The sequence below is a fragment of the Flavobacterium sp. GW823-FHT06G12 genome, assembly GCF_058794775.1.
The window spans coordinates 825,067-842,096 of record NZ_JBXAHE010000002.1 but is presented as its reverse complement, the minus strand read 5'-3'; the positions used below and the strand labels follow the sequence as shown (position 1 = coordinate 842,096).

Below are 17,030 nucleotides of genomic sequence, written 5' to 3'. Positions count from 1 at the left end.
GATGTCACAAAAAATATTATTAGATAAAATCAATATTCCTGGAATTAAAACCTACGAAGTTTATCGCCAAAATGGTGGTTACGCTTCTGTAGAAAAAGCTTTAAAAACCCTTACCCCAGACGAAGTTACTGAAGAAGTAAAAAAATCAGGATTACGTGGTCGTGGTGGTGCAGGTTTCCCTGCTGGAATGAAATGGAGTTTTATCGATAAAAAATCAGGAAGACCAAGACACTTAGTTTGTAACGCCGACGAATCTGAGCCAGGAACATTCAAAGATAGATTTTTGATGGAATACATTCCTCACTTATTGATCGAAGGAATGATTACTTCAAGCTACGCTTTGGGCGCTAACCTATCTTATATCTACATCCGTGGAGAATATATGTGGGTTTTCAAAATTTTAGAAAGAGCAATCGCCGAAGCAAAAGCTGCCGGATGGTTAGGAAAAAATATATTAGGTACAGGTTATGATCTTGAACTTCACGTACACTGTGGAGCTGGAGCTTATATCTGTGGAGAAGAAACAGCATTAATAGAATCATTGGAAGGTAAAAGAGGAAATCCTCGTATTAAACCACCTTTCCCAGCAGTTTCTGGTCTTTGGGCAAATCCAACTGTGGTAAACAATGTTGAAACAATTGCGACGGTGCCTTGGATTGTAAACAATTCTGGTGATGATTATGCTAAAATTGGAATTGGGCGCTCTACTGGAACTAAATTAATTTCTGCTTCAGGACACATTAAAAATCCTGGTGTTTACGAAATTGAATTAGGTTTAAGTGTTGACGAATTCATGAATTCTGATGAATATTTAGGAGGAATGTCTTCAAGCCGTCCGTTAAAAGCATTTGTACCAGGAGGTTCTTCTGTGCCAATTTTACCAGCTGAATTGATTTTCAAAACAGCAAATGGCGAAGACCGTTTAATGACTTACGAATCTTTAAGTGATGGTGGTTTTGCTACCGGATCGATGTTAGGTTCTGGAGGATTTATTGTTTACAATGATACAGCTTGTGTTGTTAGAAACACTTGGAACTTTGCTCGTTTTTACCACCACGAATCTTGCGGACAATGTACTCCTTGCCGTGAAGGAACAGGATGGTTAGAAAAAATCTTATGGAGAATCGAAAACGGTCAAGGCCGTGAAGAAGATATCGAATTATTGTGGAGCATTCAAAGTAAAATTGAAGGAAACACAATCTGTCCACTTGGTGACGCCGCTTCTTGGCCAGTAGCTGCAGCGATTCGTCACTTTAGAGATGAATTCGAATATCACGTTCGTTTCCCAGAAAAAATTAAAAATAGAGATCACTTTGTTGCCGAGCCTTTCTCACAAGTTAAGCATTTAGTAGGCGGTAAAGTAATCGTATAAAAATATATAGAGAAAGTTATAAAGTTAAAAATATTAAAAAGGACAGCAACTCTTTTAAATATTCCGACTTTCAACATTCAAATCAATAAGAGATGAAAGTAACCATAGACGGTCAAAGTATAGACGTAGAACCAGGAACAACGATCCTGCAGGCTGCACGTATGATTGGTGGAGATTTAGTTCCGCCAGCCATGTGCTATTACTCAAAATTAAAAGGCAGTGGCGGTAAATGTCGTTGTTGTTTAGTTGAAGTTTCTAAAGGTAGTGAAGCTGATCCACGACCAATGCCAAAATTAATGGCATCTTGTGTAACAGGATGTATGGATGGTATGGAAGTAAACAGTAAATCGTCTGCAAGAGTAACTGAGGCTCGCAAATCTGTAACAGAATTTTTATTAATCAATCACCCATTAGATTGTCCAATTTGTGATCAGGCTGGAGAATGTGATTTACAAAATTTAAGTTTCGAGCACGGAAATCCGAAATCACGTTATATTGAAGAAAAAAGAACATTTGAACCAGAAGATATTGGTCCAAATATTCAACTTCACATGAATCGCTGTATTTTATGCCAAAGATGTGTACAAGTTGCAGATCAATTGACAGACAACAGAGTTCATGGAGTATTAGATCGCGGTGACCACGCTAATATTTCTACTGGAATTTCTAAAGCAATTGACAATGAGTTCTCTGGAAACATGATTGACGTTTGTCCGGTTGGAGCTTTAACAGATAAAACTTTCCGCTTTAAATCAAGGGTTTGGTTTAACAAACCTTATAACGCGCACAGAGAATGTACTACTCCAGGATGTTGCGGTAAAACTACAGTTTGGATGTTTGGTGGAGAAATTCAACGTGTAACTGGTCGTAAAGACGAGTACCATGAAGTTGAAGAATTCATCTGCAACAGCTGTCGTTTTGATCACAAAGATGTAAATGACTGGGTTATTGAAGGTCCGAGAGAATTTGAAAAAGATTCTGTTATCAACCAAAATAACTACACTCAAAAATTAGAGAAAGTTACAATCGATACAGAAAAGAATATCCTTTTAGGTAGAGATATTGACCGTAAAAAGATTAGTATGGCTGCAATTCCATTAACTGATAAAGATCAAAAATAGTAAGAAATGGAAAGTGCATTTATTATAGAAAAAAGTGTTGTAATTGTTGTCGTTTTTGCGGTAACAATGATTATGGCGATGTATTCTACTTGGGCAGAACGTAAAGTTGCTGCTTTCTTGCAAGATCGTGTTGGACCAAACCGTGCTGGATGGGGAGGTTTATTACAACCGCTTGCAGATGGTATGAAATTATTCTCTAAAGAAGAGTTTTTCCCAAACACACCAAATAGATTTTTATTCGTAGTTGGACCTGCAATTGCAATGAGTACTGCTTTGATGACTAGTGCTGTAATTCCGTGGGGAGATCGTTTACACCTTTTTGGAAGAGACATTATTCTTCAAGCTACAGATGTTAATATCGCATTATTGTACATTTTTGGAGTTCTTTCCGTTGGAGTTTATGGTATCATGATTGGCGGATGGGCTTCTAACAATAAGTTCTCTTTGATGGGAGCTATTCGTGCTGCTTCTCAAATGGTTTCTTACGAGGTTGCAATGGGATTATCAATAATCGCTTTATTGATGATGACTGGAACAATGAGTTTAAAAGAAATCTCATTACAGCAGCAAGGAATGAACTGGAATGTTTTCTATCAGCCATTATCATTCTTAATTTTCTTAATCTGTTCATTTGCTGAAACAAACAGAACTCCTTTCGATTTAGCAGAATGTGAAAACGAATTAATTGGAGGTTACCACACAGAATATTCATCTATGAAAATGGGATTCTATTTATTTGCTGAATATGCAAGTATGTTTATCTCTTCTACTATTATTTCTGTACTATTCTTTGGTGGATACAACTACCCAGGAATGCAATGGATGGTAGAAAATGTAGGTGTAAATGTGGCTAACTTATTAGGTATTGCTGCATTATTTGTAAAAATATGTTTTTTCATATTCTTTTACATGTGGGTACGTTGGACGATTCCAAGATTTAGATATGACCAATTAATGCACTTAGGATGGAGAATTTTAATTCCGCTTTCGATCATTAATATCATGATTACGGGTGTTGTTATTTTAAGACACGAAATCTTAGCTGCTTTAGGATTCTAAGAACCGAAGTTAGCTTCAAATAAAAAACAAAATAGATTTTAAATTTGATTCGATATCAAATTATAAATCATAAACTATAATAGTAAAAATGTCAATAGAAACTATATCATTATCGGGTAGAAAAAAGGTGGTGTCAAATAAGGACATGTCTTTTGTTGAACGATTGTATCTTGTGGCGATTGTAAAAGGTTTAATTATTACTGTAAAACACCTTTTTAGAAAGAAAGTTACCATTCATTACCCAGAGCAGGTTCGTGAAATGAGTCCAGTTTATCGTGGTCAGCATATGTTGAAACGTGATGAGCAAGGCCGTGAAAACTGTACTGCTTGCGGATTATGTGCGTTATCATGTCCAGCAGAAGCTATAACAATGAAAGCTGCTGAACGCAAGCCTGATGAAAAACACTTATACAGAGAAGAAAAATATGCTGAAATCTATGAGATCAACATGCTTCGTTGTATTTTCTGCGGTTTATGTGAAGAAGCTTGTCCAAAAGACGCTATTTACTTAACAGAATCTAAAGTATTGGTTCCTGCTAATTACAATAGAGAAGATTTCATTTTCGGGAAAGATAAATTAGTGATGCCTTTAGAAATGGCTATGAAAAATGCTCAACTTAAAAACGCTAACTAAATGATACATATTCCTGATTTTGCACACGCGACAACTATACAAGTTATCTTTTGCTTTTTAGCGTTCATTACCGTTATTACTGCTTTCTTGACTATTTTCAGCAGAAATCCGATTCATAGTGCCATTTACTTGGTAATTTGTTTCTTTTCTATTGCTGGTCATTATTTACTATTAAATTCTCAGTTCTTAGCTGTTGTACATATAATAGTCTACTCCGGAGCTATTATGATTCTGTTCCTGTTTACCATCATGCTGATGAATCTGAACGAACAGCGAGAAGTTCACCGTCCTAGAATTACACGTTTAGGTGCTATTGTTTCTTTCTGTTTAATATTGATTGTTTTAATTACAATCTTTATCAACTCGAAACCAATTGTTGGTGAATACGATTCTACTGGAGAAGATTTCCAATCAATTAAAGTTTTAGGTAAAATATTATTGAACGAATATATGGTTCCGTTCGAATTTGCTTCAATCTTACTTTTGGTTGCTATGATTGGAACAGTTCTATTGTCTAAAAAAGAAAAATTAAATAAATAATGGGTAATATATTAAATCAAATAGGTATTGAAAACTACATCTTTTTGAGTGTTGTACTTTTCTGTATTGGAATTTTTGGTGTATTGTACAGACGAAATGCTATTATCGTTTTCATGTCTATCGAAATTATGTTGAATGCGGTAAACCTTTTATTTGTTGCTTTTTCAACTTATCATCAAGATGCACAAGGACAAGTTTTTGTGTTCTTCTCGATGGCGGTTGCTGCAGCCGAAGTTGCGGTAGGATTGGCCATTTTAGTTTCTATCTTTAGAAATATCGGATCAATCAGTATCGATAATTTAAAAAATTTAAAAGGATAATCAGAAATGGATACCAATTTAGCTTTAATTTTAGTTTTAACTCCTTTACTAGGATTTCTAGTAAATGTCTTTTTTGGAAAAAGCTTAGGCAAAACAGTTTCTGGTGCAATCGGAACTATTGCTGTAGCAATTTCTTTTGTAGTTTCTCTTTTACTTTTTAATCAAATAACTTCAACTGGAAAAGGAATCGAAGTTACTTTATTTGATTGGATTCAAATTAGCAACTTAAAAATCAACCTTGGATTTTTATTAGATCAATTATCTGTTCTTTGGTTACTTTTTGTAACAGGAATCGGATCTTTGATTCACTTATACTCTATCAGCTACATGCACGATGATGAAAATATGCATAAATTCTTTGCTTATTTAAATCTATTCGTATTCTTCATGATTACACTTGTAATTGGAAGCAACTTATTAGTTCTTTTCATCGGATGGGAAGGTGTTGGACTTTGTTCTTACCTATTAATTGGATTCTGGCATAAAAACCAAGATTACAATGATGCTGCGAAAAAAGCTTTCATCATGAACAGAATTGGAGATTTAGGTTTATTAATCGGAATGTTCATCATTGGATCAATGTTTTCAACATTAGATTATGCAACTTTAAAAACTGCAATTGCTGGAGCTACAAATTTAAATTTACCTTTACTTTCTTTAGCTGCTTTATGCTTGTTTATTGGAGCTTGCGGTAAATCTGCTCAAATTCCTTTATACACTTGGTTACCTGATGCGATGGCTGGACCAACTCCAGTTTCTGCTTTAATCCACGCGGCTACGATGGTTACTGCTGGTATCTTTATGGTAACAAGATTAAACTTTGTTTTCGACCTTGCAACAGATGTTCAATCTGTAATTGCAATTATTGGAGCAATCACTTCATTAGTTGCGGCTACAATTGGATTAGTTCAAAACGATATCAAAAAAGTATTAGCTTACTCTACAGTTTCTCAATTAGGTTTAATGTTTTTAGCATTAGGATTTGGAGCTTATGAAGTAGCGGTTTTCCACGTAATCACTCACGCTTTCTTTAAAGCTTGTTTATTCTTAGGTTCTGGATCTGTAATTCACGGATTACACGGAGAACAAGATATGCGTAACATGGGAGGTTTGCGTAAAGCAATGCCAATCACTTTCTGGACAATGTTGATTTCTTCATTAGCAATTTCAGGAGTTCCATTCTTCTCTGGATTCTTCTCTAAAGACGAAATTTTATTGACTGCATTCCACCACAGTATTCCATTATACGTTGTTGGATCTGTTGCTTCAATCATGACGGCTTTTTATATGTTCCGTTTAATGTTCTTGACTTTCTTCAAAGAATTTAGAGGAACAGAAGAGCAAAAACACCATTTACACGAAAGCGGTTCATTAATTACTATTCCGCTTATCATCTTAGCTATTTTAGCAACTTTTGGTGGATTAATCAGTTTACCTGGAAACAGCTGGTTAAATGGTTACCTTGCTCCTCTTTTCACAAAAGTGGCAGGCGAAGAACATCATTTAGGCACAACAGAATACACTTTAATGGGTGTTGCAGTTTTAGGCGGATTACTAGGAATTTTAATTGCTTACGTAAAATACTTTAAACAAGATAATGTTCCAGAATCTGATGAAAACATTACTGGTTTAAGCAAAGTGTTATACAACAAATACTATGTAGACGAAGTTTACGACGCTGTATTTGTAGCACCAGTAAATAGTTTATCTAAATTCTTTAGAGATTATATCGAGACAGGATTGTCTGCTCTTGTTTTTGGATTAGGTAAAATAGCAAACGAAATTGCTTTCCAAGGAAAAAAATTACAAACCGGAAGTATAGGATTATATCTATTTGTATTTGTTTTAGGACTTTGTGCAATTGTTTCCTATATATTTTTAGCTCAATAATATTATTACTATGAACGTTTCTACTATATTAATTATACTTTTAATTGGTGCATTTGCCACTTATTTTTCTGGTGACAAACTAGCTTCAAAAGTTGCTTTATTTTTTAGTTTAGCCGCTTTAGGATGTTCAATTGTATTATTGAATAATTATAACGCAGGTGAAAATATTAGCGTAATCAACAGCTGGATTAATCAACCTAAAATTTCATTCGCTTTAAACGGTGATGGACTTGGACTTGCAATGGTTTTACTAACTGCTGCTTTAACTCCGATTATTATATTTTCGTCTTTTGGAAATGAATATAAAAATGCAAAAGGATTTTATGCTTTGATCTTATTCATGGCTTTTGCTATGACTGGAACTTTCTTAGCTTCTGATGGTCTTTTATATTACATTTTCTGGGAATTAGCTCTTATTCCAATCTACTTTATTGCTTTGATCTGGGGTAACGGAGATGCTGAAGAGCGTAGAAAAGCAGTGGTTAAATTCTTTATTTACACGCTTGCTGGTTCGTTATTTATGTTAACTGCTTTCATTTATTTATACCAAAAAGCAGGTTCTTTCTTAATCGAAGATTTATACAAAGTAAACTTATCTGCTTGTGAGCAATTCTGGATTTTCTTGGCTTTCTTTTTAGCTTATGCTATCAAAATTCCAATTATTCCTTTCCATACTTGGCAAGCAAATGTATACCAAAAAGCACCAACCGTTGGAACAATGCTTTTATCTGGTATCATGCTAAAAATGGGATTGTATAGTGTACTTCGTTGGCAATTGCCAATTGCGCCAATCGCTGCAAAAGAATACATGTATATATTTATAGCTTTAGGAATTGCTGGTGTTATCTACGGATCAATCGTTGCATTAAGACAAAAAGATTTAAAGAAATTATTGGCTTATTCTTCTCTTGCTCACGTTGGATTAATTGCTGCAGGATCTTACACTTTAACTCTAGATGGTTTTAGAGGTGCAGTTATGCAAATGATCGCTCACGGTTTTGTTGTAGTTGGATTATTCTTCGCTGCTGAAGTAATTTTCAGAAGGTACGAAACTAGAGAAATTGAAGAAATGGGTGGTATTCGTACTCAGTCTCCAAAATTCACATCAATGTTTTTAATCTTAGTATTAGCTTCTGTTGCATTGCCAAGTACATTTAACTTTGTTGGAGAGTTTACAGTATTATACAGTTTATCTCAAATTAATATCTGGTTTGCTATTCTTGGTGGAACTACTATTATTTTAGGAGCTTACTATATGTTAAGAATGTTCCAGCATGTAATGTTAGGAGAAACAAATGCAAAAACTTTTGCTGATGTTACACTTAACGAAGGAGTTTCATTTGTTGTAATCATTGCGGTTTTATTGTTTTTCGGATTCTATCCAAAACCAATTACAGATTTGATTACACCAAGCTTGGAAACCATTTTACAAGTTATCAATAAGAACTAATATTTTAAACAAAAAATAAATTAGGATTACACTTAAAAATTGGAATCCTAAATCAAAAAGATAAAAATGAATACATTAATAGCTATAACAGGATTGGGTATTTTCTGCCTATTGTTTGAAATTCTTAATTTAAGAAAGGCCATTGTTCCTATTACCATTTTGGGTTTAATAGGTGTTTTGGCTCTTAATTACTGTGAATTTGGAACAGAACAAAGTTATTACAACAATATGATAGCAGTGAGCAAGTTTTCTACAGCTTTTTCATCATTGTTTATCGTTTTGACTATATTCCTTGTAGCATTAAGTCATAATTTTTACCACAATCACCCAACGAAAATTTCAGATTATGTGGCAATTAAAGTTTTCTTACTAGCTGGTGCTGTAGCAATGGTTTCTTTTGGAAACTTAGCAATGTTCTTTTTAGGAATTGAAATCTTATCTATTGCTTTATATGTACTTGCTGCAAGCGATCGTTTAAATATCAAAAGCAATGAGGCTGGTATGAAATATTTCTTAATGGGTTCTTTCGCTTCAGGAATTATCTTATTCGGAATCTGTTTGATTTACGGTGCAATGGGAAGTTTTGACATTAGTGACATTCACGAAAGTGCACTTTCTGCAGAGTTACCAATATGGTTTCCAATTGGAATGATTTTAATGGTTGTTGGAATGTTATTTAAAGTAGCGGCAGTTCCTTTCCACTTCTGGGCTCCAGACGTTTACGAAGGTTCTCCTGCTTTAACTACAGCTTTAATGAGTACTTTAGCAAAAGTAGTCGCAATTGCAACTCTATTCAAGTTGGTTTCTGGTATGAACTTAATTGCTTCATTAGACAACCAAGACCTTCTACATACATTTGAAGTTATCGTAGTTATTATTTCTATTGCGTCTATGTCTGTTGGTAATATTATGGCATTAAGACAAGTAAACGTAAAACGTATGCTTGCTTTCTCTGGAATCTCTCACGCAGGTTTCATGTTAATGACATTATTAACTGTTTCAGCTTCTGCTGGAGTTTTATTATACTACACTGCTGCTTATGCATTAGCTGGTATAGCTGCTTTTAGTGTAATTTTATATGTTTGTAGAGATCATGACAATGAAGATATTACAAATTTCCACGGTTTAGGAAAAACAAATCCGCTATTGGCTGCAGTTCTTACAGCTTCATTATTATCAATGGCCGGAATTCCTATTTTCTCTGGATTCTTTGCTAAGTTATTTTTATTCAACCAAACTATTCAAGCAGGATACATTGGTTTAGTAATTGTTGCTGTAATTAACTCTATCATAAGTGTTGGATACTATTTCAAACTAATCATAGCAATGTATTCTAAAGAACCAAATCAAGAAAGAACAGGAAGACCATTCCTTATTTATGCTACAGCTGTGGTGTCAATTGTTTTAAATATTGCTTTAGGTTTATTTCCATCATTAGTTTTAGACTTATTGAAATAAAATTATTTCTTTAAAAAATACTCAAAAATCCATTAAATCAGTTTTAATGGATTTTTTTTTATGCCTTAAATTAAGAACAGAAATTCATGTTAAAAATTTCTTCTAGACAATTGCACTTCAAAAAATCTCCATATATTTGAGTTCAATTAAATGTATTAAATTATGAACTTTAATTCAAAAAATCCATTTTTAAACAGTAAGCGTTTTTCGTCTAATGCTGAACCAAGAACAGAAGTACACCACGCTCAGATTATTGATTACAATCAAGAAATGACGGTGTCTGGAACAATCAACAAAACAGCAATCCTATTCCTAATCTTATGCGGAGCTGCTATGGTGACATGGTGGATGACTTTTAACGGAATAAACCCAATGCTTCCTACAATTGGAGGTGCAATTGTTGGTTTCATTTTAGTATTAGTTTCTTCATTCAAACCACAATTATCTCCTTACCTAGCTCCAGGATATGCATTATTTGAAGGATTATTCATAGGAGGTATTTCTGCAATATTTGAATTAAAATTTCCTGGAATCGTAATCAATGCAGTTGGTGCAACTCTTGTTACTTTCTTGGTTTGTTTAGGTTTATATAAATTTAGAATCGTAAAAGTTACAGAACAATTCAAATCTGTTGTTGTTGCTGCAACATTGGCTATTGCTACTTATTATTTAATTTCTTGGGTTGTATCAATGTTTACAAGCTGGACACCTGTTCATTACGGAAATTCTATGATGAGTATTGGTATTAGTGTTTTTGTTATCATCATAGCTGCTCTTAACCTTTTCTTAGATTTTGATTTAATTGAAAAAGGTGCAAGAGAAAAAATGCCAAAATTTATGGAATGGTATGGAGCAATGGGATTGATGATTACATTAGTTTGGTTGTATATTGAATTCTTAAGACTTTTATCAAAACTTTCTAGCAAAGACTAAATAAGTCTCTTTTAAATAATCTAAAGCCTTTTTGAGTAAAATCAGAAAGGCTTTTTTTATACTTATAGATTACTTTTTCGCAAAATTAAATTTAAAACTTCTAAGAATAATCTGTTATTCGAAATAAGAAAATAATTTATTTCTTACAAAAATAAAAATGTAATTTATTGTAATTAAAAAAAATTATAAATCTTCTATATTCTTCCTGCCTAAAGATAGAAATAATCAAAAGCTAGAAAAACATGGCTTTTCTCAAGAAATTAAAACATGTAATAAATTACAATTCATGCAATTTGTTGCATTTTTAACATTTAAAAAGCCAAAAAAATAAAGTATACTATTTTTTTGGCTAAAAAAAATAAAGAATTAAGAATTAATATATAATTTCGTGTAATCGATTACAATTAAACCACTTGAAGTCGAAAGTAAAACCACTTACTTATTATTAACTATCTTAAACAAACAATTATGAAAAAAAACCTACTTTTCATGACTGTCTTTCTCATGACAGTTCAATTATGGGCCCAAACTATCCAAATTAATGAAGCTTCTGGCTGGCTAGAATCGGCTTTTGTAAAATGGCAACCGGTCACTGGTGCCCAGACTTACAATGTGTATTACACTGGTAACGGATTTACAGATCAGAAAATAGACGACCAACTTATTAGAAGTTATGGTTCTTATTTCCGTGCTGACATTCCGGGACTTAAAGCCGGAACTTACACTGTAAAAGTAAAACCTGTTGTAAATGGGACAGAAGGAACTGGAGCTACAACAGGAAATCTAACTATAACCGCACACGACAGAAACGGATTTGCTTTTGAAGGTGGTCGTGTTCCTGGAGGATACAAAGCAGACGGAACGCCTAAAGACAATGCTGTAGTTTTGTACATTACCCAAAATACGAAAAACACAATTTCAATGAATATTACTGGTGCAAGTGCTAATCCTTGTATTGGTTTACAAAATATTCTTTACGCTATCAAAAAAGGAAAAGACACTCGCCCATTTATTATCCGTCTAATTGGAAATATTACAGATATGACTGTTATGGAAGGTGGCGATGTTGTTATTGAAAACTCCAACAATGCTTCAAGCTATGTTACAATCGAAGGTATTGGCGATGACGCTGTAGCAAACGGGTGGGGAGTTAGATTAAAATCGGCTTCAAATATAGAAGTAAACAATCTTGGATTTATGAACTGCGACAGTACTGCAGGTGATAACGTGGGAATGCAGCAAAGCAATGATCACGTTTGGGTTCATAACTGTGATTTATTTTATGGAAATGCAGGAAGCGATGCTGACCAAATAAAAGGCGATGGAGCATTAGATAATAAATCTTCAACTTACATTACAATGTCTTACAACCACTTTTGGGATAATGGAAAAGCAAGTCTTCTTGGTTTAAGCGAAGGAACAACTTCTGGTTTGTACGTAAGTTATCACCACAACTGGTTTGACCACTCAGATTCTCGTCATCCACGCGTGCGTTATTATTCAGCACATATTTACAACAACTATTATGATGGAGTTGCTAAATATGGAGCGGGCTCAACTATGGGCTCATCCCTTTTTGTTGAAGGAAATTACTTTAGAAACAGTAAACATCCAATGCTAACTTCTCTACAAGGTTCTGACATTTGGGATGAAACCAACCAAGTAAATAATGCAGGAACAATGGGAACATTCTCTGGCGAAGCTGGAGGAAGCATCAAAGCTTATAACAATACATTTGATGCTTCAAACGGAACAAACAACATGCGTTTTGTTGCTTACAATGATCCAAATCCGTTATACAATATCTCTGGAAAAATTAGCTCTACAACCGATTTTGATGCTTATGTAGCAAGCACAAGAAGCGAAGTTGTAAGTAGTTCTGTAAAATCTAAATCTGGTGCAAATACTTATAACAACTTTGATACAGATGCTAATTTATATGTGAAAAATTTAGTAATTGATACTCCAGCTGCAGCGAAAACAAAAACAACGCAATATGCAGGACGTGTTTCTGGAGGAGATTTAAAATGGACATTCAATAATGCTACAGATGACACTTCTTCTTTAGTCATCACAGCATTAAAAACGACACTTACAAACTACACAGGAACTTTAGTTGCTGTACAAGGCGAAGGAAATCCACCTGCTGGACCACAAACTTTAACTTTAACTTCTGCTTCAAACAACAATCAAACCGTTGTAAGCGGAACAGCAATTTCTTCAATTGTATTTACATGGGGCGGAGATGCAACTGATGCAACCGTAACTGGATTGCCTGCTTCTGGATTGACTTTTGTAAAAAATACTACAGCTAAAACGATAACTATTTCGGGTACGCCAACTGCAACAGTTTCGTACTCCATTGCAACTTCTGGAACTAGTGGTTCCCCAGCTACTGGTTCTGGAACTGTAACAGTAACTCCAGCTGGAACACAAACATTAGCTTCATCTGGCAATAACAGCCAAACCGTTTCCTCTGGAACTTCTATTGCTTCGATTGTATTTACTTGGGGCGGAAATGCTACAGATGCATCTGTAACTGGATTACCTGCTTCTGGGTTGTCTTTCGTAAAAAATACAACTGCAAAAACGATAACTATTACTGGAACTCCAACTGCAAATGTTTCTTATACGGTAACCACTTCAGGAACAGCTGGAACACCAGTATCTGCATCGGGAACCATAACAGTTACTACAGGCTCGGGTGGCGGATCTGAATTACATAATTTTACTACATCTGGTAAAACAAGTACATTCTACTCTATTACAGGAAATATGAATTCAACTCCAGGTTCTGTAACTTACAATGGACTAACACTTACTGAGCGTCTAAAAATCGAATCAAGCACATCTATAACGTATACAACAACTAGCGCGTCGACTTTAACTTTAGTATTTGATTCGAGTTTTACTGGAACTATTAAAGTAGATAATGTTTCGTATACAGCCTCAGCTGGTATTGTAACTGCTTCAATAGCTGCTGGTTCTCATACCATAACAAAAGGTTCTGTTGCTAATTTATTCTATATTAGCACAGTTTATGGCGGAACGACTCTAAAAATGGTTGCGATCGCCGAGACAAAAACCATAGAAACTTCAAAAATAATTTTATATCCCAATCCAGTTTCAAGTACTTTATATTTATCAGATTCCGAACAGAAGGTACAAAAAGTACTTATTTACAATGTTTCTGGAAATCTAGTAATTACTTCTGGAAATTCTCAAAGTATTGATACAAGCGGTTTAGTTCCTGGCACTTATCTAGCCAAAATTTATACTGTCGATGGATCATTTAACCAAACACTAATTAAAAAGTAAAAACTAACTTAATTTAAAAAGGCTTCCAAAATTGGAAGCCTTTAGTTTTCTTAATTTATCTTTTGCGGTTTCTAAACTCTTCTTGTTCACTTACTTTTCCAAATTCGTTCAAATATTTTTTAATCGTCTCCAAATTAAACCCAACAAAAAAAAACATTCCAATAAAAATTACAATCCAGATGTATATAATTTTTACAAATGAAATATTTGATGTGACAACATAAAATATTACTGTGGGTAGGATTGATATTAAAAACGTTAACCCCAATACAAGCATTAATGGATTTATAATATAACTGTTAATAAAAGCAAGACCCAGTTTTCTAATAAGAATTCCTAAAAAAAGCAAAGCCAAACCACCAAAAACAATACCTGCAAAACTATAAATTAGAACCTGATCCGGCTGATTATTTATATAATCTTCGTAACCAAAAAAAGTATTAAAATTGAATTCCATCGTACTTCTTCTCTTCTGGTGTTACATCAAATAAACTCTGTGATTTGTAACCTAACATTTTTGCTAAAATAAAATTAGGAAATTCTTCAATTCCAACATTATAAAGATTAATACTGTCATTAAAAAACTCTCTTCTATCTGCAATTTTATCTTCCATTTGCGATACTCGTCTCTGCAGTTCGAGAAAATTGCTGTTAGATGCCAGCGTTGGATAATTTTCTGAAACAGCAAATAGATTTTTCATTGTTTTTGAAAACTCATTTGCATTCTCAATCTTCTCTCCTACTGATTTAGAATTCAGAAAGTCAGTTCTTAATTTAGTTAAATTGGTAAGTAACTCCGTTTCATGTTCCATAAATTTAGATGCCACTTTTACAAGTTCCGGCACTTCTTCTGCTCTCTGCATCAGAATAACATCTATATTTCTAAACGCTTTTTCGTAATTATTTTTAAGCATGACCAGCTTATTATAAATTCTTATAAAAAAATTAAAAAATACAATAAGCAGAATTAATCCCGTAATTAAAGCGATATTTTGAACAGTCATATTTGTTTATTTTAAGATGATGTAAATAATTATAAGTGAAATAAAAAATAAGGTTATTAAAAAGGAATCTAACAAAGGTTTGTATTTGTTTCTAAACGAAATATTTCTTGGAACTGCGATTCCAAACACATTATCTGGATTTCCTTTTTTTATAATTGTTTCTCCATTATCTGAAGCTGCATAACCAACAAGAAACATGTAATCATTATTTCTTAAATAGGTTTCAGAATGTCGGGTTTTTCCTCCCTGCTGATTATCGACTCTGTCAAAAAAATATTCTATTCCTTCTCCATCAACGGTAACAGTCCCTGTTTCATCTTTAATTCTAAACTTACCCGTTTTAACTTCACTAAAAATTGTCGAATAAGTTGTTCTCCCATCATCGTCAGGCTTACTTTCTTCTTCGATTTTATAGTAATATCCAATACAGGGTTTATTAAAATAGGGAGAAATAATAGGTTCAATTTCTTCCAGATCACCTTCAACTTCAACCATTCCCATTGCAATTGCATCGATTTTTGAAGTTGGAAGAATTGACTGCAAGCGCATAAATTTACTTTTACTACTTGGAAAAAAAATATTCTTTAACACAATAAAACCAGGAATAATTAAAAAAAGAAGCTTTAGATTTTCAGACTCTGCTAATAAAATAAAAGCGCCAAATATGCCTGCTATTATAAAAACTCCCAAAATCTTTTGACCAAACGTCGTTTTAGGAATGTTATGTTTTTTATTAAACTTTTCTCGTTCTATTTTTTCTTGTTTACTGTTTTGAATGCCAGAATAAATCATTCCGACAATAGCAAAGAAGAAAACAGAAATAAACAATAAGAACATAGCTGCAAGAGGAAAAGCAGGGTTTATTAGATAGCTAATTCCAACTATTGCAGGAGATAAAATAAAAAATAGCCAATTGGGAAATTTCAAATTAAAAAGTCCTGAAAAGATTAAAGTCTGAAACAAAGCAATTCCTAAACTAAAAAGCATCAGAAAAACAGTCTCTACAATATCTACACTATTTTGAGTTAAAAATTCTAAAAAATTGTTCATGGTAAAATGGCTAATAATTATGCTTTTAAGGCCTTAAAATACGATTTCGACTTCCTTCGAAAGTAATTTTCTAATTCTATTACGTTCCAAATCAGAAATCGGATTATGACTCAAATCCAAACCAACAAGTCTCTTTAATTTATTAATTTCATTTGGAATAGCAGTAATTTCATTATGACTTAAAATAAGAAATTTCAAATTTTTAAAATGCAAAATTTCCTCTGGAAATAGTTTTAATTTAGTTTTAGATAAATCCAGTTCTATTACTAATTCTGCTCTTAATTTAGCCTGCTCCAGATTATAGAAAGTTGTTTTTTCTTTTTTCTTCTCATCATTGTTTTTATTTAAAAGACCAACACCTGCTAAAATCAAAGATGCTACAAAAAAGATACACAAAAAAGCAACCCAAACCGGGTCTTCATTTTTTTCTGTGGTAAACATACGTACATAAATATAATAGACCATGCCAAAAAACAGCGTAAGAAACAGCCCAAAAGAGACTAGATAGAAAATGTACTTTAAGATAGAGAAAATGATTTTTTTTGCGGGTGTTGTATTTTTTGCGGTCAAGAAATAAGCAATCAAACCTAAAAGCAAGATCCAGAAAACTGCAACTGCAATGATCGCTAATTCATTGCCGCTTTCTATTATGGCAAAACTGAAAAAAACAGGAAACATTAGAGCAAAACAAATTAAAAGCGCTGCTAAACCAAGAGATAGACAACCTGATTTTTGTTCTTTATTAGACGATTTAAGCCAAAAATAGGCAATTAAAAAAGAGAGTAGAATAACACCAATAAATCCGTATCCAAAAGGAGTAAGTCCAGCCAAAAAAATCAAAGTCATTTCTAGTTTCTTATAAATTACGCATCAATAAATGA

Annotated in this window: 15 protein-coding genes; 11 read left to right on the top strand and 4 right to left on the bottom strand. The window is 33.4% G+C overall.

Annotation, left to right across the window (positions count from 1 at the left end; genetic code table 11):
- Position 1: 1 nt before the first annotated feature.
- The 11 genes from nuoF (at position 2) to AC1Q5Z_RS10475 (ending at position 14,095) form a co-directional block, all read left to right on the top strand.
- Positions 2–1,372 carry an NADH-quinone oxidoreductase subunit NuoF gene (nuoF, locus tag AC1Q5Z_RS10525; RefSeq protein ID WP_179003261.1) on the top strand — a complete coding sequence of 457 codons (1,371 nt, stop codon included), beginning with the start codon at positions 2–4 and terminating at the stop codon, positions 1,370–1,372.
- A 92-nt stretch (positions 1,373–1,464) separates the two neighbouring features.
- Positions 1,465–2,493 carry an NADH-quinone oxidoreductase subunit G gene (locus AC1Q5Z_RS10520; protein WP_091490522.1) on the top strand — a complete coding sequence of 343 codons (1,029 nt, stop codon included), beginning with the start codon at positions 1,465–1,467 and terminating at the stop codon, positions 2,491–2,493.
- A 6-nt stretch (positions 2,494–2,499) separates the two neighbouring features.
- Complete coding sequence (gene nuoH / locus AC1Q5Z_RS10515) at positions 2,500–3,552, top strand: NADH-quinone oxidoreductase subunit NuoH (protein WP_198854881.1); 1,053 nt, start codon at positions 2,500–2,502, stop codon at positions 3,550–3,552.
- An 88-nt stretch (positions 3,553–3,640) separates the two neighbouring features.
- On the top strand, positions 3,641–4,186 hold the full coding sequence (locus tag AC1Q5Z_RS10510) for a NuoI/complex I 23 kDa subunit family protein (protein ID WP_109191389.1): 546 nt from the start codon (positions 3,641–3,643) through the stop codon (positions 4,184–4,186).
- Entirely contained in the window at positions 4,187–4,726 is a 540-nt protein-coding gene (locus tag AC1Q5Z_RS10505; RefSeq protein ID WP_008466105.1) for an NADH-quinone oxidoreductase subunit J family protein, read from the top strand.
- On the top strand, positions 4,726–5,046 hold the full coding sequence (gene nuoK / locus AC1Q5Z_RS10500) for an NADH-quinone oxidoreductase subunit NuoK (protein WP_008466103.1): 321 nt from the start codon (positions 4,726–4,728) through the stop codon (positions 5,044–5,046). The genes AC1Q5Z_RS10505 and nuoK overlap by 1 nt, the downstream gene beginning before the upstream one ends.
- 6 nt (positions 5,047–5,052) lie before the next feature.
- Positions 5,053–6,936: an NADH-quinone oxidoreductase subunit L gene (gene nuoL, locus AC1Q5Z_RS10495; RefSeq protein ID WP_343588649.1), complete on the top strand. Its 1,884-nt coding sequence runs from the start codon at positions 5,053–5,055 to the stop codon at positions 6,934–6,936.
- 10 nt (positions 6,937–6,946) lie between these two features.
- On the top strand, positions 6,947–8,386 hold the full coding sequence (locus AC1Q5Z_RS10490) for a complex I subunit 4 family protein (protein WP_343588650.1): 1,440 nt from the start codon (positions 6,947–6,949) through the stop codon (positions 8,384–8,386).
- A gap of 66 nt (positions 8,387–8,452) precedes the next feature.
- The gene (locus AC1Q5Z_RS10485; RefSeq protein ID WP_492444698.1) at positions 8,453–9,844 is read left to right on the top strand and encodes an NADH-quinone oxidoreductase subunit N; all 1,392 of its coding nucleotides are present in this window, start codon (positions 8,453–8,455) and stop codon (positions 9,842–9,844) included.
- 162 nt (positions 9,845–10,006) lie between these two features.
- Positions 10,007–10,777: a Bax inhibitor-1/YccA family protein gene (locus AC1Q5Z_RS10480; RefSeq protein WP_198854885.1), complete on the top strand. Its 771-nt coding sequence runs from the start codon at positions 10,007–10,009 to the stop codon at positions 10,775–10,777.
- Between the two features lie 468 nt (positions 10,778–11,245).
- A complete protein-coding gene (locus AC1Q5Z_RS10475; protein ID WP_492444696.1) occupies positions 11,246–14,095 on the top strand; it encodes a pectate lyase family protein in 2,850 nt (949 codons plus the stop codon).
- Between the two features lie 55 nt (positions 14,096–14,150).
- Here AC1Q5Z_RS10475 and AC1Q5Z_RS10470 read toward each other — a convergent pair whose 3' ends face one another.
- Genes AC1Q5Z_RS10470 through AC1Q5Z_RS10455 form a run of 4 tightly spaced genes read right to left on the bottom strand, consistent with a single transcriptional unit; the run spans position 14,151 to position 16,995 of the window.
- Entirely contained in the window at positions 14,151–14,552 is a 402-nt protein-coding gene (locus tag AC1Q5Z_RS10470) for a hypothetical protein (protein WP_492444694.1), read from the bottom strand.
- A complete protein-coding gene (locus tag AC1Q5Z_RS10465) occupies positions 14,536–15,099 on the bottom strand; it encodes a LemA family protein (RefSeq protein ID WP_343588655.1) in 564 nt (187 codons plus the stop codon). The genes AC1Q5Z_RS10470 and AC1Q5Z_RS10465 overlap by 17 nt, the downstream gene beginning before the upstream one ends.
- A 6-nt stretch (positions 15,100–15,105) precedes the next feature.
- Positions 15,106–16,149 carry a hypothetical protein gene (locus tag AC1Q5Z_RS10460; protein WP_492444691.1) on the bottom strand — a complete coding sequence of 348 codons (1,044 nt, stop codon included), beginning with the start codon at positions 16,147–16,149 and terminating at the stop codon, positions 15,106–15,108.
- Between the two features lie 33 nt (positions 16,150–16,182).
- Positions 16,183–16,995, bottom strand: coding sequence for a leucine-rich repeat domain-containing protein (locus AC1Q5Z_RS10455; protein WP_343588657.1), 813 nt, complete (start codon positions 16,993–16,995; stop codon positions 16,183–16,185).
- Between the last annotated feature and the right edge of the window lie 35 nt (positions 16,996–17,030).

Bases quoted from the DNA above. Each gene is read 5' to 3' on its own strand.
- nuoL (WP_343588649.1), top strand. From the start codon at position 5,053: ATGGATACCAATTTAGCTTTAATTTTAGTTTTAACTCCTTTACTAGGA.
- nuoH (WP_198854881.1), top strand. From the start codon at position 2,500: ATGGAAAGTGCATTTATTATAGAAAAAAGTGTTGTAATTGTTGTCGTT.
- AC1Q5Z_RS10485 (WP_492444698.1), top strand. From the start codon at position 8,453: ATGAATACATTAATAGCTATAACAGGATTGGGTATTTTCTGCCTATTG.
- nuoF (WP_179003261.1), top strand. From the start codon at position 2: ATGTCACAAAAAATATTATTAGATAAAATCAATATTCCTGGAATTAAA.
- AC1Q5Z_RS10455 (WP_343588657.1), bottom strand. From the start codon at position 16,995: ATGACTTTGATTTTTTTGGCTGGACTTACTCCTTTTGGATACGGATTT.
- AC1Q5Z_RS10465 (WP_343588655.1), bottom strand. From the start codon at position 15,099: ATGACTGTTCAAAATATCGCTTTAATTACGGGATTAATTCTGCTTATT.
- AC1Q5Z_RS10505 (WP_008466105.1), top strand. From the start codon at position 4,187: ATGATACATATTCCTGATTTTGCACACGCGACAACTATACAAGTTATC.
- AC1Q5Z_RS10480 (WP_198854885.1), top strand. From the start codon at position 10,007: ATGAACTTTAATTCAAAAAATCCATTTTTAAACAGTAAGCGTTTTTCG.
- AC1Q5Z_RS10470 (WP_492444694.1), bottom strand. From the start codon at position 14,552: ATGGAATTCAATTTTAATACTTTTTTTGGTTACGAAGATTATATAAAT.
- AC1Q5Z_RS10510 (WP_109191389.1), top strand. From the start codon at position 3,641: ATGTCAATAGAAACTATATCATTATCGGGTAGAAAAAAGGTGGTGTCA.
- AC1Q5Z_RS10490 (WP_343588650.1), top strand. From the start codon at position 6,947: ATGAACGTTTCTACTATATTAATTATACTTTTAATTGGTGCATTTGCC.
- AC1Q5Z_RS10520 (WP_091490522.1), top strand. From the start codon at position 1,465: ATGAAAGTAACCATAGACGGTCAAAGTATAGACGTAGAACCAGGAACA.
- AC1Q5Z_RS10460 (WP_492444691.1), bottom strand. From the start codon at position 16,149: ATGAACAATTTTTTAGAATTTTTAACTCAAAATAGTGTAGATATTGTA.
- AC1Q5Z_RS10475 (WP_492444696.1), top strand. From the start codon at position 11,246: ATGAAAAAAAACCTACTTTTCATGACTGTCTTTCTCATGACAGTTCAA.
- nuoK (WP_008466103.1), top strand. From the start codon at position 4,726: ATGGGTAATATATTAAATCAAATAGGTATTGAAAACTACATCTTTTTG.